Origin of the sequence: Arcicella aquatica (assembly GCF_034928825.1) — a bacterium.
In the GTDB taxonomy this organism is placed as follows: Bacteria; Bacteroidota; Bacteroidia; order Cytophagales; family Spirosomataceae; genus Arcicella; species Arcicella aquatica.
This window is the reverse complement of sequence record NZ_JAYFUL010000001.1, coordinates 134,589-150,909: the sequence shown is the minus strand read 5'-3', so window position 1 is coordinate 150,909 and position 16,321 is coordinate 134,589. Positions and strand designations below refer to the sequence as shown.

Genomic DNA, 16,321 nt, shown 5'->3' with positions numbered 1-16,321 from the left:
ATACATGATGTAGCGAATTTGAAGCACTCAATAAATAATAATGATTTTTTTCCCCTTATAGACCTATCTCGTAGAGCTATTTACTCATAAAATGAGATGATTGCCTATTCAATAGCAACTGGTATATTTTTTTAATAAATATGCTAGCTACGCTTACCAGCTTATCTGCCTAAATATGGTAATATTCACTGCAAAAATTATAGCATTTTTTGCAAAAAAATAATAAAGATAGAATCGTCATCCATTTTATAACACCAATAGCATACCATGAAAATTACTAATGAAGAAATACTGAAAGGCTTGATTAATATCTTTAAAATTAATCGTCAACGTATAGAGGTATACTGTAAGCTGTCTGAGACAGTCTATACGCCAGCGTTGCAACAACATTTTAAAACTCAAGTGGATGAATCTACCTCTTTACTCAATGAGTTGAATCCAATCTTATACCAATCGCTTGAAAATCCAGAAAATCCTGTGCTTTATGAAGATTCGGAAATAGACCAATCTGTATTCTATTTTGGGATGGCACGTGCTTCAAATAATATAAGAACGGTAATGATTTCTTGCCAGTTCGGAGACGAGTTTTTGATTAAAACTTATCAAAGAGTTTTAGGCTTTTTGGAAGTAAATCACATATCAGCATTAAATGACATGTTGTCTGGTCATTTGAAAAGTATTGGACGTACAGACTTTAATATGGAGAGTATGTTTTCATGTAATCTGACGATGAAGTATTTTAAATTGCAGTAGGATATTATTATAAAAAATATTTACTATTACTGACCTAACTTGTTTTTGCTATAAACATTTAATCCCTTTGGGATTTGTAACTACAAAACCGTTAAGATTTAAATGTTTATAGCAAAAAAACAATCCTCTAACCTATTTACGATAATCCAACGCTGGTTTTCTATCGCCCAACAAGGCTTCGTATTTAAAATTCGCACCCCTTTTTTGTTCCCACTCAGCTTTTGCTTTGTCGATTAATGTTTGGTCTTTCAAAAGATCGATGGCTGTACAAGCAATGGTTTTAGCCGCCACAATCATTCCTTTTTGCCCAATACCCATGCCACTCGCTGCTGTAGATTGCCAGCTATGTGCAGATGAACCTGGAACCCAAGTAGCAGTTTGTAATCCCACCGTCGGAACTGTCCAGCTAACATCGCCTACATCTGTAGAACCTCCGCTTGTTGCACTTTCAGCACCATCACGAAAATCTTTTACTTGTGCCGCATTTTCGATAGGTTGTTTTTGTTCGCCGAGGGTTTCGCTGAGCGATAAGGCAAATTTCTTTTCTTCTTCATTGTAAATTACGCCCCCAACTTTAGCTAAGTTGGCGTGCATTACATTGGCCAAAGTAATGTTTGGTAATAGGTTAAATACTCCTCCTAGCACTTCCCATTCCACCTTTGTACCAGTTCCCAAAGCAGCACCTTGTGCCGCATTTTCAATGCGTTTCCAAACGCTTTTTAATATTTCACGGTCTTTATGACGAGCATAATAATATACTTCTGCATAGGCAGGAACAACATTTGGTGCGTCACCACCTTTCGTGATAACATAGTGAATACGAGTATCCTGAGGAATGTGCTCACGCATCATATTTACCATCATATCCATCGCTTCTACACCATCTAAGGCAGAACGTCCACGTTCAGGTGAAGCCGCAGCGTGTGAGGCAATTCCTTTGAAACGAAATTTAGCATTTTTGTTGGCTAAAGATGTACCCGCATCGGCTGAGTTTTGTGAGCCTGGATGCCAATGCAATACTACATCTACATCGTTAAAAAAGCCTTCACGCACCATGTACACTTTCCCCGAACCTCCTTCTTCAGCAGGACAGCCGTAAATTTTGATAGTTCCTTTTTGTCCTGATTTTACTAGATAATTTTTTACCTCAACCGCCGCCGCTACAGAAGCCGTTCCGAATAGGTTATGTCCGCAACCGTGTCCACCTTTTTGGTTAGGAATAGGACTTACTTCTGGAACTGCCTGTTGTGCTAAGCCCGGTAGGGCATCATATTCACCCAAAATACCGATAACGGGTTTGCCTTCGCCAAAAGTAGCTACAAAAGCCGTAGGAATGCCTGCAATGCCAGCTTGTACGGTAAAGCCTTCTTTCTTGAGCTGTTCTTGCAAGAGCAATGAGCTTTTTTCTTCCATATAGCCCAATTCTGCAAAATTCCAGATTTGCTTTGAGATACCTGCGTATTCATCAAAGCGTTTGTCGATATTGCTGATTACCGTTTGTTTATCGGTATCAGTAGCAACTGGTGCTGTTTTTTTCTTTTGGGCATTTCCCCAAAATGACATTAGCGTAAGGGCTAGTAATAATGGTTTTTTCATAAAATAAAGATAGTTTGTTAATTATACTGCAAAGATTACGTCTTCGTTCGGCACTCTTATTCTGTCTGAATAAATACCTTCTGGTTTGCCGACACCACAGGCAATTATCATATTGATTTCGGCAGCAGGAGGGAGCTTCAAAATTTTCTTGACTAAATCGCTATCAAAGCCTTCCATAGGACAAGTATCATATCCATCTGAAGCCATGCTCAGCATAAAAGTTTGGGCTGCTAAAGCACAAGATTTATGACACATTACACGCTGGTCGCCATGATTACGAATACGTAGAAATGGTTTGTTGAAACCCATAAAAAATACGATAATACTGCGTATAAGTGTATTGAGACCAAAGAAATCGTTGCGATATACTAAAGGCATCAATTTTTGATAATAAGCCAAAGCTCGCTCATCTTTCTTGGTTAATGTTTTGCCCTCAAATTGTTTATGGAGATTGGCTAAATTCCATTTTACTCTTTCTTTCCATTTATCTTGGCGAGTAACAAAAACTACTAATTGATTGGCTGTTTTTGCCGCCGATTGTCCCATACAAGCTTTGTTAAGAGCCTCATGCACACTTTGTGTTTTTACTTGATAAAATTCCCAAAGTTGCATATTACTGCTATTGGCAGAAAGTACGGCAAGCGATAAGGCTTTAGAAACTACTGAGTCATCGAAAGGGGCATTGTTATCAAAAACTCTTACAGAGCGACGTCTCTCAACAATACTTTTAAAAAGGGAGTCAGACATATATGGGAATTAGGAATAATTTGTAAGTGTAATTTACTCGAAAATCCTTAAAATAAAAAGCTAGTCCTTTTGAGACTAGCTTTTGAAATTGATATAGAAGCTGTTTAAACTTTCCCTTTCGGATTAAACTAAGTCTTTTAGCATAGCTTGTTCCAAAATTTACTCAACGTAGCGATGCTATGCTTCGCAAATTTTGAAAAAATCAATCCAAAAATACAATACTTTCACCTCAGAAACGGAAAGTTTAAACAGCTTCATATTTATCATATTATTTTTTCCACTGCAAGGTATTTACTAGATGAATCACATCTTTTTTTAGGTATTCGATAACGGGCTCAAGAGAATCGCTTTTGAGGGCTGTGTTAAAATACAATGCTCCACGTAAATAGTGTTTTGTAGAATCTGTGGTATAAAACTGTAGGTAAGTGGGTACTTCACCTTCAAGCTGTATCAGCATTGCTTTTTGTTTTGCTCCCGTTGTTAATACATAATTTTGAATAGACGACGCTTTTTGATTATGTTTCGCCACCAGTTTGTAGGCATCATCAATCAGCTTCGACAGTTTGTTGGGGTCGTTATTAAGGTCTTTATAAGTTAACTGAATCACTGCTTTATAGGCTGGATAATAAATATATATCCAATGGGGCTCTGCCCATGCTACCGTATCAGGCTTTATAATGGCTTGGCTAGAATACTGAAAAGTATAAGGATGATTTTCAAGTAACTGAACATACTTTGTAGGGGGTAAGTCAATACGGTTAAACCCTTTTGGTTTAGGTACATAATCGTTTTTGTCTTGCGTTTTCCTACAACTGCTAAGGCTCAAAATAAGAAAAGTGCAAGCCAACAAACTTGCACTACTATAAAAAAGGAATCTTTTTTTAATCATCATAAATAGTATCAATCAAAATTATCAACAAAAATAAGCCGATAATTTAGTTAATAGATTAATCGCCAAATATATTTCCTAAACCACCTATCACAGAGCCACTCTCTTTATTAGCATTTCCTCCGTATGGTGATAAAGTACGGATTAATTTTGATAATGGCATCGACTGAATCCAAACGCGACCAGTTCCACGAACGGTAGCCAAGAAGATACCTTCTCCGCCAAAAACCATCGATTTTAGGTTTCCAGCCTTCTGAATATCATAACTTAGTGTCTGTTCAAACGCAACAATACAACCTGTATCTATTCTTAGGGTTTCATTGTTTAATCTTTTTTCAATGATTGTTCCACCTGCATGCACAAAAGCTAAACCATCCCCTTGTAGTTTCTCTAAAATAAACCCTTCGCCTCCAAACAAACCTGCTCCAATTTTCTGATTGAAAGTGATTGAAATTTGTGTCCCTAAAGCTGCACACAAAAAGCTATCTTTTTGGGCAATTAAGGTATTACCAGGGAGTGTTGAAAGGTCAATCGGTATAATTGTTCCTGGGTGCGGTGCAGCAAAGGCTACCTTGCGTTTCCCATAACCACGGTTGGTGAAATGTGTCATAAACAATGACTCGCCTGTTAATAAACGTGAGCCAGCCTGAAATAATTTACCTATTATCGAATTGTCAGCACTAGAACCATCACCCATTTTTGTTTCAAAAACGATGCCTTCTTCCATATAACACATTGTTCCTGCTTCGGCAATAACGGTTTCATTAGGGTCTAGTTCTACTTCTACCAGTTGGATGTCTTCTCCTATAATTTTGTAATCTATTTCGTGAGATCTCATGACTTTATCTTTTAGATTTTGATTGTTTATTTTGATTCAAAGTAAATTCTATCGTGTCAAATGATATTATTATTTTGGATAATAGGCAAAACAAACTTTTGATTGGATTTTATGGCATACTTTCTTGAAAATTGACCTGATTGTGATATGCCATATTCAACGTTCCTTGAACAACCTCAATAAATTGTTTTTTCAAAGACTCAATATCATTTGTAGTCATTCCTATTGTTTCAATGGGCTGATGAACAATTACTTGAATAGGATTGGGAGATAATAGATACTCACCATCTTTCAATACATGAAAATTATTAAGAAAAGTAATGGGGACTACAGGCACTTGCTGACTAATAGCCATTAAAAAACCTCCGTCTTTAAGAGGAGTATGCATTTGAGGAGGATGCTTGGTTTTAATACCACCTTCGGGGAAAATGATGATACTTCGCCCGTTTTTTAATGCCCTAAGCGAGCGAGTAAGCGAAGTTGTACGACTTTTTTTATCGTTTCTATCTACTTGAATATGCAGTTTCCTAAACATATAGCCAAACAAGGGAACTTTCTTGAGGGCTGCCTTGCCAACAAATGCGTAATAGTTTTGAATAACCATACCCATAACGGCAATGTCTATATATGAAAAATGGTTAGCACAAAAAACATACGTTTTATTGACATCAATAGGGGCTTCAAATTTGATATGGATGGGAACACCTATTATAGGGAAATATATTTTACCCCATAATCGGTTTAGATAGTGTGCTTTGGGTTTCCATACTTCTTTCTGTAGAAAAAGCCAGAAAAAAGGAAAAAGTATAAGGAATAAAGAAACGAACCAGAAAACAGCCCAAACGGTATATAAAATTTTCAGTATACGCATAATAGCAAAGATAATAAAATCTGCCATTCAGTTGCTTGCCAAAGTAGAAATGATTCACAATAAAAAAGGTTTAATAGCCGCCACCATTAAACCTTTTTCTGAGTAATTTTTGAATTACTTTAAGTAAATGTACTTAACTTATGGTAACAAAAGCAAGAGAAAGTACACTTTCGCAGAAATAGGATGATGAGGTCTGTATTAAGGGGTGGGCGTGTTTAAAAAAGTTTTGAAATGAGAAATTTCATGGTAAGAATTAAAAAAACCGTTCAAGTGCAGAACAAAAAAGGTTCTCAAAATTTATATTTTGAGAACCTCCTAAAATTATAAGCTATAAAATACGGATGTACTAAATACCCATCATGTCTTTAAACGCAACCGAGTTTCTTGTTGAAATCTCCAATTCTATTCCATTGTTTAGTACTACTTTCATGCCTCCCTTGTAATACGAATCTATCTCAGCAATGTATTCTGTATTGATAATTTGCTGGCGATTAGCTCTGAAAAATGTATTCGGGTCTAGTCGCTCCTGAATTTTGTTCAGCGAACGGTGAATCATCGGTCGGTTATTTCCAAAATGGAAACGGCAATAATTCCCCACAGATTCAATCATGTATATTTCAGTAAGACGTACAAAGTAACATTTGTCTCCATCTTTCAAGAATATTCTTTTATCAGGCGGAAGTCTTCCTTCGGATACAGCCTCAGAGATTCTTGCTTGTTGGATTTCAGCACGGATTTTTTCTATCGTTCTCGCAAGTCTTTCGGCTTTCATCGGCTTCAATAGATAGTCCATTGCTTCCGATTCAAAAGCTTGAATAGCATATTGGTTATACGCTGTTACGAATACAATTTTAGGAATGAACTCAAGCTCATCCAATAAATCGAATCCATTTTTTTCAGGCATTTCAATATCTAAAAAAATCAAATCAGGCTGTAATCGATGAATCTTTTCAATAGCATCGTCCACATTTTCAGCCTCATCAATGATTTGAATGTCCTGATAATCTTGTAATAAATACTTTAATTCTTGGCGAGCTAACCTCTCGTCATCCACCAAGATAGTCTTAATTTTCTTACTCATTGGCTTAATATTGGACAAGTCTTGATTTTGGCGATCAACAGCTCTTGGAGAGTAAGGTTTTCTATTAGCCATCTCGCTTAACTGATTTGCAATAATTAATATAGGTCATCACCTGTGAGCCTTTCAGGGGTAGTTCTAGTACTTACCTAGTATTTTCCGCTAATATAGCAATTTCCATTCCATTTTCAAGGAATTTGAGGGTGTTAATTAGCAATTTTCTCGTTATTTTTTTTGATTAACGTTGAAATAAAGTTTTTTTGGATAGAAAAACAACGTTATAAAAAAACTATATCTTAAAAGGAATGCTTACTTGCGCCGTCACAATGTTATTTTCACATTCAATCGTCAGTGCATCTTTTAGTCCATAATTGATAAGCAGTCTTTTATTAAGGTTTTCAAGTCCAATCCCTTTTCTTGTCTTATGTTCAGAGTTATCTGCCAAAATTGTGCCAGTATTTTGAATGCCAAATATTAGTATATTATTTTTTTTGTGGGCAAATACTGTAATATTCCCTCCATTTTTAAGTTTGCTAATGCCATGCTTTACGGCATTTTCGGCTAATAGTTGTAAGGACATCGGCGGAACCCTAGCCATCAATACAGTTTTGCTAATATCTGTTTTATAATTCAGGCGTTCGTCAAAACGCATTTTTTCAAGATCTAGATAGTTTTTAACAAGCAATAGTTCTTCTTGAAAAGTAATGTCTCTTAAATCGTAAAACGATAGAGAAACCCTCAATAAATCAGAAAGCTTCATCGTAGCATCTCTGGCTAGTTTAGGTTCGGTTAAAGTAAGGGACTGAATACTATTAAGAGAATTAAATAAAAAATGGGGGTTTAGCTGACTTCTTAAACTGACTAATTCTATTTCTTTTACATGCATTTCTGCCTCCAATTTGGCTCTTTCTTCATGGATGGAACGTTTAGCAAACTTAATTCCATGATAAAAAATAAACCAAGGCATAATTAACCTGAATGTTCTAGTAAAACAAAAAACATGGCCTAAAAAGTCTGTATTATTATCATTGGTTGAATAAGGAATAGTAATATTCCAAAAGAATAAGTTGATACTATAAACGATGATAGAAATAATAAAATTGGCCAGAATTGGAAATACTATAAACTTACGCCAATTGAATAATTCTATTTGTTTGTTATTAACAGCTAAATAATAAAGATGGGTACTAATGATAAAAATACATAAGTTGATAAGACCTGAAATAAGGGCTGTATTGATGTTTACTTTATAATAAATATATTCACTCGTTGTATAAATAATATATAGACTCCAACATATCAATTGAATTGTCCAATATATTTCTTTCTTTCCCATACTACTTTGCATTAATGATTAGGCATTACGTCACAATTTAATCAAAACAAATTTCATTAAATTGATATTTAATATGAATTTTCCATAAGTGTAAGATTTTGTTTATAAAAGTATCAATTACAAATTTTAATAGGCAGACTAAGTATAATTTTCGTAGAAAAAAAACCTTAGGGCTTAAAGAAGGGTAATGAATGTTTTTTTGCTAGATTAAACAAAAGTCCACATGGTAAATACATACCTTGTGGACTTTTGTTTTCAAATACACTAGAAAAAATATTATTTTAACTTAGCTACAGAAGTTTTAATTCTTTCACAAGCTTCAATTAATTGTTCGTCAGCAGCGGCAGTAGAGATACGAACGCAATTTGGAGCGCCAAAGCTAGTTCCAGCTACAGTAGCTACAAAAGCATCTGCTAATATCCACATTGAGAAATCATCAGAATCTTTAATGGTAGTTGTACCGTCTGATTTTCCGAAGTAATAGCTTACATCTGGGAAAGCATAGAATGCACCGTCAGGCATATTTACTTTGAAACCTTCGATTTCACGTAAAAGACCTACTACTAAATCACGACGACGAAGATAAGCCTCCTTCATTTTGTAAGCCTCCTCTAAAGTACCATTGAAAGCTACCGTAGCTGCTTTCTGAGCGATAGAGTTTGTTCCAGAAGTAACTTGCCCTTGTAATTTTTCAACACCATCAGCAATCCATTTTGCCGCAGCGATAAAACCAATTCTCCAACCCGTCATGGCATGCCCTTTAGCAACGCCATTAACCGTAATTACTTGGTCTTTGATTTCAGGGATTGAACCGATAGAAAAATGACCAGCATCTGTAAAGTTGATGTATTCATAAATCTCATCAGCCATCACAAAAATATTTGGATGTTTTGCTACTATTGCACCGATAGCTCTTAATTCAGCCTCAGTATAAACAGAACCCGTTGGGTTGTTTGGCGAAGCAAACATCACCAATTTCGTTTTTGGTGTGATAGCCGCTTCAAATTGTTCAGGTGTTACTTTGAAGTTATTATCAAAAGCACCATCTATTATGACAGAAGTACCTTCTGCTAATTTTACCATTTCAGAGTAAGAAACCCAATATGGTGCAAAAATAATTACCTCCTCACCAGGGTTAACCAACGTAGAAATTACGTTTGCCAATGAGTGTTTCGCTCCTGTAGAAACTACAATATTTTCAGGGTTCCACTCAATATTATTATCACGCTTGAGCTTATCAGCAATCGCTTTGCGAAGGTCAGGATAACCAGCTACAGGCGAATAGCCATGAAAACCATCATCAATGGCTTTTTTGGCGGCATCGCAAATGTGCTTTGGGGTTTTGAAATCTGGTTCGCCTACTGAAAGGCTGATAACTTTGTGTCCCTGAGCAGCAAGTTCACGGGCTTTTTTTGTCATCCCGAGCGTTGCTGACTCCTCCAGTGCATTAATGCGGTCTGCGAGCGATACTATTGAACTCATTTTTTGCTAGAATTTATTTATGGAAATCAGAAAGCCTTTATGGAAGAACTTTCATTACTAAAAAATTAAATCCCACAAAGTTAGAAGAGTATTATGGGATGCGAAAGAAAAAAAGGAATTTATTGAGCATTTCTGCTGGCATTTTGTAAATAGTGAATGAAAATCTTGTATTTTTCCCTTGTTTGGGTATCCTTATTTTTAATAAAGGCTTTTCAAAATTGTGAATGATTAAAATTAAAATGGATTTTATTCTACCTTTACTACCAAAGAAGCTGTTTAAACTTTCTCTTTCGGGTTAAACTAAGTCTTTTAGAATAGCTTGTTCCAAAATTTACTCAACATAGCGATGCTATGCTTCCCAAATTTTGAAAAAATCAATTCAAAAATACAATACTTTCACCTCAGAAACGGAAAGTTTAAACAGCTTCAATATAACAAACCGCATAATGCATATTTTAATTATCTCTATTTTTGTAATAGGCTATTTGGCCATCGCTTTAGAACATCCTATCAAAATTAATAAAACTGCTACGGCATTGCTTACAGGAGTATTGTGTTGGACTACCTACATGATATTCTCTTCGGAGAAAACGCCTGTTTTACAAGAACTATCACATCATCTTGGTGCAGTATCAGAGATACTTTTCTTTTTGTTAGGAGCCATGACTATCGTAGAATTGATTGACGCTCATCAAGGGTTTAAATTAATTACAGACCGTATTACAAGCCGTGATAAAGTTACTTTACTTTGGACGATAGCCTTCATTACTTTTTTCCTTTCTTCGGTATTAGATAACCTTACCTCTGCCATTGTGATGGTTTCGGTAATTAGGAAATTGATAAAAGACGAAGAAGCTAGGAAGCTCTTTGCAGGTATTGTGATTATAGCAGCCAATGCTGGAGGAGCTTGGACTCCCATTGGAGACGTAACAACGACGATGCTTTGGATTGGTGGACAAATTACTACTATGAATATCATTAAAGTATTATTTATTCCAAGCTTGATTTCCCTCCTTATACCATTGATTTATATGAGCTATCATCTGAAAGGCTCTGTGAAAAAAGCTCAAGAAAAAGAGACTCAAATCCATGAGGCTGTCAATCAAAAACAGCATTCAAGGATTATGCTTATTACTGGATTCAGCGTTTTATTAGGTGTGCCCATTTTCAAGACTATTACACACATGCCCCCTTATATGGGTATTTTGCTGGGATTAAGCATTGTTTGGATTGTGTCCGAAATCTTGCATTCGGGTAAGGATGAGGAGGAGAGAAAGCCTTTTACAGTCGCACATGCTTTGAGCAAAATAGATACTTCGAGTATTCTGTTTTTCCTTGGTATCTTAATCGCTATTAGTGCTTTAGAATCTACCCACTTACTGACAGGATTGGCTACTTGGATGGATAAGACGATAGGAAACCAAGATATTATTGTAGTAGTGATTGGTTTGGCTTCTGCTGTGATTGATAACGTACCATTAGTGGCGGCATCAATGGGTATGTATGATTTAACAGCTTTCCCGACAGATTCAAAAATTTGGGAATTTATGGCTTATTGTGCTGGTACAGGGGGAAGTGTATTGATTATTGGCTCGGCGGCTGGTGTAGCAGTGATGGGGATGGAGAAAATAGATTTTCTTTGGTATATGCGTAAAATTAGCTTTACAGCATTGTTAGGTTACTTTGCTGGGGTAGGGGCTTATTTGTTGATTTATGCTTTAGTTCATTGATTTCAAAAGATACTACTTTAAAAAGGGTTGGGGAGAAATGATTTTCTTTTAGTCGGTGACTAAAGTCCTACTGATTACTCATAAGTTTATAAATTATTAATAATCAGATACTTATATCTAGCGAGGGACTTAAGTCCCTCGCTAGATATGAGGGCTTCAACGCTTGGTTTTAAAGACTATTTATGTACATTTAAGCTAATTTGATCAATAATAACATTTCTATTTCAACTTTTTAAAAGATGTGGGTAATGAGTAGGACTTAAGTCACCCACTAATAGGAATAGAAAAGTTATTCCTATTCCTATTCCTTAATCAACTCATCTATCTTACTTTCAAACTCCTTCACCCATTCGGTATAATACTTACCTGTACCTGGGCCAGAGAAACCTGCGTGAGTTAAACGAATAACTCCTTTCTTATCCAATATGATGGTTGTAGGGAAACCTATAACTTGATTGAGCGATGGCAAACTTTGTGAAGCACTTTCAGAATTGTTTAGCCCAGCATTTAATAACTGATAGTCAATGCCGAAACGTTTGCGAAGTAATGCCATTTTCTGTTTAAAGAATTCTGAGTCAGTCGATTTCTCATAAGCTAAACCAATTACTTCAAAACCACGTGCTTTGTTTTTATTATAAAAAGGTACTAGGTAATTAGTTTCGTCCATACAGTTCGGGCACCATGAGCCTAAAATTTGTACCACTACCACTTTGCCTTTATAAGCATTGTCTGAAAGAGAAACTTTTTCACCTTTTTCATTTAAGAATGAGAAATCAAAACGATCGTAGCCATCTTTCAATAACGTGATTTTACTTAAATCGGGGAGACTTGCGTTGTCATCTCTTTTCGCTTCAAAGTTTCTGAACCCTTTGATACCGCCGTAAAATTTACCAGTGATTTGGTCACCTTCAACTTTAGCTTTTAGCAAGAAAGCATGTGAGCCGTCGAAAGTAGAAAGGAACAAACTATCGCCAACAATATTACCATCCATATAGCGGTAATCGCCAGTGGTTGTCAAGAATGAACCTGTTACGGTAGTACCTTTTTGTTGGAAAGTACCCACCGCATAACTAGCTTTTTGAGTTTCAGCATTGATAAAATTCACAGACCATTTACCTGTAGTATTACCAAGAATCGCCATTTTATTGGTTCTGAATCTGAATGCATAACCTAAAGTAGCTTGGAATGGAGATTGTGCAAAAGACTTACGCCCTTTGTTTTTACGATAAAAGCCTACCAGATTTTTATCGCTTTTCTTCGCTATAATCTCAGCATCAAATAATGAAATTGGAATAATAAGCGAGTCGCCTTCTAAGGTAGCTTCATCTGTCTTGAATCTTTCAGCGGCATTCAATACATAAACATCAAACTTTTTTTTGTTTTTAGTAGGTTTAATCTCAAGGCCAAAAGGTAATGCTCCACCGTCGGTCTGAATAGTTGCGCGCCAACGAGTAGCAACCTGTGCATCTACGTGTTGCCCAATCAGTGTGATTAAAAATAAAATGATTAATTTTTTCATTGTGTAATTTAATGATGTTAGTTGTTGATAAGTTTTACAGAAATTTTATTAGATACTACTAAACAAGTAAATAGATATACTAAATATAGTAAAAGAACATAAAAAAAACACTCAATGATTCATTTTGAGTGTTTTTTTATGCAAAATCCTATTTTTTCTGCAAGCAAGCCATGTAAAATCCATCATAACCTTCTTTAGCAGTAGAAGTACGGCGTTCGCCTAAAAACTCCCATTGGTCACCAAACTCAGCCATAAAGCGTCTAATGTGATTTTCGCTTTCAGAAGGTAAAAGACTGCAAGTAGCAAAAACCATTTTTCCGCCTTTTTTCAGCATCGCAGAATATTCAGTAAGGATATTCCATTGCGTTACTCTGAGGTTATCAATAAATTCTGGCGTCAATTTCCATTTAGAATCAGGATTTCTACGGATAACTCCTAAGCCAGAACACGGCACATCAAGCAATAATCTATCGGCACTGGCTTCGTATTTTTTCAATACTTTAGGCTCAATCAATTTTACTTCTATATTATCCACACCATTTCTTTTGGCTCGTTTCATTAATTCAACGAGTTTGTATTCCTCCACGTCCATCGCTACAATCTTCCCTTTGTTTTCCATCAAAGCCGCTAGGTGAAGCGATTTCCCCCCCGCACCAGCACAGGCATCTATTACCCTCATGCCGGGCTGTACATCCAAGAAGGGGGCAATCAGTTGCGAGCCTGCATCTTGTACCTCAAAGAATCCTTCTCTGAAATAATCAGTTCTAAAAATACTCTGGCGTTGTTTTAATATCAACGCATCTGGCAGACCTTCTGGAACGATGGTTTCGATATCTATTGCATCCAGTAAATCTTGTAATTTATCTTGATTAGTCTTTAATCTGTTGGCTCTTAGCACTACGGGTGCTTGTTCGTTCATCGCCATGATTTCTTCTGACCATTTTTCATCGCCTATTTCTTCTTCACATAATTGGTCGAGCCAATCAGGAACAGATTCACGAATTTTGCGAATTAGCATACCTTCTTCAAAGCGGTCTAATATTTTGCCCGCTTGGATATGCGAAAATTCGTCCCATTTTGGTAAAAACTCAACATTATCAGCATTGGGATACAAACGTTTTTTGATTAATAACCATGAGCCAACAATTTGCCAGAAGTAAGGGGCTTTTAGTTTATCTTCATAAAGATTGTTCGAGAAAAGTATTAAACGCCAGTAGCGGACAATTTCATAAGTAGTTTCGGCAATAAAGGCACGGTCGCGGCTACCCCATTGCTTGTTCGATTTCAATGTCTGTTCAATTACTCGGTCGGCTTGACGAGGATTCTTAACAAAAAATATTTCTTGCAGAGCCTTTACGGTTGCTATCACTAATGGGCGATGAAGACGCATGCTAATCTTGGATTTTCAAATTTTGATACTATGTAATAAATACAAAGTTCCGAAAATTTGTTGAGACTTGCTCTTTTTTATGGAACGGAGGGCTTTTAAATACCCCTTTGAAAATATTTAATTTTATTTTGAAAAATAGTTTAATAATTTTTCAGTCATGAAACAAAAGTATATCATCTGGCGTTTTAATATCATATCACAAATAAAACAAAAAAGCCCTGCTGTGAAGCAAGGCTTTTTTTATGTCCATAAAAAACTATCTTTCTATTAAGTAGTCAATCAAAAAACAATATTATTGTGGAAATTACATCGACAAGTATGGGCTATTTTTACACTCAAAACTCACAATTCATAACTCTTACTGAGTCTTATTAGCTTCCGAATAAATCACTTGAAAGATAACGGTCGCCACGGTCGCAGATGATACAAACGATAACGCCCGATTCTAGTTCCTGTGCTAACCTAACAGCGGCTGACGCAGCCCCACCGCTACTCATTCCACCAAATACGCCTTCTACTTTCGCTAACGTATTGGCCATAGCACGTGCTTCTGTTTCTGAAATATCCATAATTCTATCAACCCTGGACGCATCAAAAATCTTAGGAAGATATTCTTTTTCCCAACGACGAATCCCCGGAATTTTTGCTCCTTCAGTCGGTTGACAGCCTACTATCTGAATATCAGGGTTTACTTCTTTCAAAAATTTAGAAGTACCCATTATTGTTCCAGTTGTTCCCATCGAACTCACAAAGTGGGTTATCTGCTGATTGGTATCTTTCCAAATTTCTGGCCCAGTAGAATGATAATGAGCCATGTAATTATCAGGATTAGAAAACTGGTCTAACATAAAAAAACCACCCTCTTTTACTTTAGCTTCAGCATAATCTCTTGAGCCTTCAATACCAACGCTAGCAGGCGTAAGCGTAACTGTCGCCCCGAAAGCCTCCATCGTTAATACCCTTTCACGGGTAGAGTTTTCAGGCATTACCAATTCAATGTCAAGGTCGTATAATCGAGCAATCATCGCTAGGGCAATACCTGTATTGCCAGAAGTAGCTTCAATCAATTTTGTGCCAGGTTTTATCTCGCCACGTTCTACTGCTCCGCGAATCATTCCATAGGCAGCACGGTCTTTTACCGAACCCCCTGGGTTATGTCCTTCTAATTTTCCGTAAATCTTAACATTCGGATTCGGATTGATTCTGTTTAATTCAACAATTGGCGTATTGCCAACTAAGTCTAAGAGTGTTGCCATTCAATTATGTTACTGCAATATTTTTACCTGCTCTTGGTGATATATTTTTGTGAATGAAGGAATGCTGCGCGTAAGCCAAACATTTCCTCCGATGATAGAATTTGCCCCTACTACGGTTTCTCCACCCAAAATTGTGGCTCCAGCATAAATTACTACATGGTCTTCAATCGTAGGATGGCGTTTTAGCGAAGCCATTTCTTTGCTAACTGACAATGCTCCAAGGGTAACACCTTGGTATAGTTTTACGTGTTTACCAATGGTAGTGGTTTCGCCAATTACTACGCCAGTACCGTGGTCAATCATAAAATATTCATCTATGTTTGCACCAGGATGAATATCAATTCCCGTTTTTGAGTGGGCATATTCTGTCAACACCCTAGGAACAATAGGAACGTTCATCTCTAATAAAGCATGAGCAAGGCGATAAAAGAAGATAGCATAAAAACCTGGGTACGCCCTGATTACTTCGTATTCACTTTGGGCGGCTGGGTCGCCCATCATGATGGCTTGTATATCTGTTAATAATACATTGTATATTGCTGGAAGTTTTTGAATATAAGCCTCTGCCAAGGTGCGGGCATCCTCTTCAAGATGTTGCTGCATAGACCGCAATACACGGGTTAGCCTCAATTGAATTTGATCAAAGGCTTCTTGCAATTCGTCAACACAGCCAAAATGGCGTTGAGTTTGTTCTGGAAACATTGCCAACAAAATGTCGGTAAACAATTCTTTTACCGTCGAAGTAGATGGAAAAGTATTGGGTTTTGAATGTTTTTGGCAAAGAGCCTCTAAAAAACTATACGGCAACGTTTGAGACATCGGTTATCAAATATTTA

At 36.5% G+C, this 16,321-nt stretch carries 14 protein-coding genes; 2 read left to right on the top strand and 12 right to left on the bottom strand.

The genetic code is table 11. The annotated features are described in order from the left end of the window. Positions 1-267 precede the first annotated feature (267 nt). A complete protein-coding gene (locus VB264_RS00595) occupies positions 268-753 on the top strand; it encodes a hypothetical protein (protein WP_323246076.1) in 486 nt (161 codons plus the stop codon). Between the two features lie 132 nt (positions 754-885). Here the strand turns inward: VB264_RS00595 and VB264_RS00590 are convergent, their stop codons facing one another. The 8 genes from VB264_RS00590 to VB264_RS00555 all read right to left on the bottom strand — a co-directional run bounded on the left by VB264_RS00590 (position 886) and on the right by VB264_RS00555 (position 9,590). Further along, positions 886-2,349 carry an amidohydrolase gene (locus VB264_RS00590; RefSeq protein WP_323246075.1) on the bottom strand — a complete coding sequence of 488 codons (1,464 nt, stop codon included), beginning with the start codon at positions 2,347-2,349 and terminating at the stop codon, positions 886-888. Between the two features lie 21 nt (positions 2,350-2,370). Continuing rightward, on the bottom strand, positions 2,371-3,096 hold the full coding sequence (locus tag VB264_RS00585; protein WP_323246074.1) for a nitroreductase family protein: 726 nt from the start codon (positions 3,094-3,096) through the stop codon (positions 2,371-2,373). A gap of 268 nt (positions 3,097-3,364) precedes the next feature. After that, positions 3,365-3,988: a gliding motility lipoprotein GldD gene (gldD, locus tag VB264_RS00580; RefSeq protein ID WP_323246073.1), complete on the bottom strand. Its 624-nt coding sequence runs from the start codon at positions 3,986-3,988 to the stop codon at positions 3,365-3,367. Between the two features lie 55 nt (positions 3,989-4,043). After that, positions 4,044-4,823 (bottom strand): TIGR00266 family protein, encoded by a 780-nt coding sequence (locus VB264_RS00575; RefSeq protein ID WP_309914080.1) that lies wholly within the window; start codon positions 4,821-4,823, stop codon positions 4,044-4,046. 109 nt (positions 4,824-4,932) lie between these two features. Continuing rightward, positions 4,933-5,721 (bottom strand): lysophospholipid acyltransferase family protein, encoded by a 789-nt coding sequence (locus tag VB264_RS00570; protein ID WP_323246072.1) that lies wholly within the window; start codon positions 5,719-5,721, stop codon positions 4,933-4,935. A 319-nt stretch (positions 5,722-6,040) separates the two neighbouring features. Next, the gene (locus VB264_RS00565) at positions 6,041-6,775 is read right to left on the bottom strand and encodes a LytR/AlgR family response regulator transcription factor (RefSeq protein ID WP_323246071.1); all 735 of its coding nucleotides are present in this window, start codon (positions 6,773-6,775) and stop codon (positions 6,041-6,043) included. Between the two features lie 286 nt (positions 6,776-7,061). Beyond that, entirely contained in the window at positions 7,062-8,108 is a 1,047-nt protein-coding gene (locus VB264_RS00560) for a sensor histidine kinase (RefSeq protein WP_323246070.1), read from the bottom strand. Between the two features lie 276 nt (positions 8,109-8,384). Beyond that, positions 8,385-9,590: a pyridoxal phosphate-dependent aminotransferase gene (locus VB264_RS00555; RefSeq protein WP_323246069.1), complete on the bottom strand. Its 1,206-nt coding sequence runs from the start codon at positions 9,588-9,590 to the stop codon at positions 8,385-8,387. Positions 9,591-10,036: 446 nt separating this feature from the next. On the opposite strand from VB264_RS00555, the gene nhaD reads away from it, so the two are divergent. Further along, positions 10,037-11,320 carry a sodium:proton antiporter NhaD gene (gene nhaD / locus VB264_RS00550; RefSeq protein WP_323246068.1) on the top strand — a complete coding sequence of 428 codons (1,284 nt, stop codon included), beginning with the start codon at positions 10,037-10,039 and terminating at the stop codon, positions 11,318-11,320. A gap of 301 nt (positions 11,321-11,621) precedes the next feature. Here nhaD and VB264_RS00545 read toward each other — a convergent pair whose 3' ends face one another. From VB264_RS00545 to VB264_RS00530, 4 genes are all read right to left on the bottom strand, one after another. Continuing rightward, positions 11,622-12,839 (bottom strand): peroxiredoxin family protein, encoded by a 1,218-nt coding sequence (locus VB264_RS00545; RefSeq protein ID WP_323246067.1) that lies wholly within the window; start codon positions 12,837-12,839, stop codon positions 11,622-11,624. A 148-nt stretch (positions 12,840-12,987) separates the two neighbouring features. Then, positions 12,988-14,229, bottom strand: a complete 1,242-nt coding sequence (locus VB264_RS00540) for an RsmB/NOP family class I SAM-dependent RNA methyltransferase (RefSeq protein ID WP_309914100.1) — start codon at positions 14,227-14,229, stop codon at positions 12,988-12,990. Between the two features lie 371 nt (positions 14,230-14,600). Further along, positions 14,601-15,485, bottom strand: a complete 885-nt coding sequence (cysM, locus tag VB264_RS00535; protein WP_309914102.1) for a cysteine synthase CysM — start codon at positions 15,483-15,485, stop codon at positions 14,601-14,603. A 9-nt stretch (positions 15,486-15,494) separates the two neighbouring features. After that, a complete protein-coding gene (locus tag VB264_RS00530; RefSeq protein WP_323246066.1) occupies positions 15,495-16,304 on the bottom strand; it encodes a serine O-acetyltransferase in 810 nt (269 codons plus the stop codon). Positions 16,305-16,321: the final 17 nt, after the last annotated feature.

Bases quoted from the DNA above. Each gene is read 5' to 3' on its own strand.
- VB264_RS00595 (WP_323246076.1), top strand. From the start codon at position 268: ATGAAAATTACTAATGAAGAAATACTGAAAGGCTTGATTAATATCTTT.
- VB264_RS00590 (WP_323246075.1), bottom strand. From the start codon at position 2,349: ATGAAAAAACCATTATTACTAGCCCTTACGCTAATGTCATTTTGGGGA.
- VB264_RS00585 (WP_323246074.1), bottom strand. From the start codon at position 3,096: ATGTCTGACTCCCTTTTTAAAAGTATTGTTGAGAGACGTCGCTCTGTA.
- gldD (WP_323246073.1), bottom strand. From the start codon at position 3,988: ATGATGATTAAAAAAAGATTCCTTTTTTATAGTAGTGCAAGTTTGTTG.
- VB264_RS00575 (WP_309914080.1), bottom strand. From the start codon at position 4,823: ATGAGATCTCACGAAATAGATTACAAAATTATAGGAGAAGACATCCAA.
- VB264_RS00570 (WP_323246072.1), bottom strand. From the start codon at position 5,721: ATGGCAGATTTTATTATCTTTGCTATTATGCGTATACTGAAAATTTTA.
- VB264_RS00565 (WP_323246071.1), bottom strand. From the start codon at position 6,775: ATGAGTAAGAAAATTAAGACTATCTTGGTGGATGACGAGAGGTTAGCT.
- VB264_RS00560 (WP_323246070.1), bottom strand. From the start codon at position 8,108: ATGGGAAAGAAAGAAATATATTGGACAATTCAATTGATATGTTGGAGT.
- VB264_RS00555 (WP_323246069.1), bottom strand. From the start codon at position 9,590: ATGAGTTCAATAGTATCGCTCGCAGACCGCATTAATGCACTGGAGGAG.
- nhaD (WP_323246068.1), top strand. From the start codon at position 10,037: ATGCATATTTTAATTATCTCTATTTTTGTAATAGGCTATTTGGCCATC.
- VB264_RS00545 (WP_323246067.1), bottom strand. From the start codon at position 12,839: ATGAAAAAATTAATCATTTTATTTTTAATCACACTGATTGGGCAACAC.
- VB264_RS00540 (WP_309914100.1), bottom strand. From the start codon at position 14,229: ATGCGTCTTCATCGCCCATTAGTGATAGCAACCGTAAAGGCTCTGCAA.
- cysM (WP_309914102.1), bottom strand. From the start codon at position 15,485: ATGGCAACACTCTTAGACTTAGTTGGCAATACGCCAATTGTTGAATTA.
- VB264_RS00530 (WP_323246066.1), bottom strand. From the start codon at position 16,304: ATGTCTCAAACGTTGCCGTATAGTTTTTTAGAGGCTCTTTGCCAAAAA.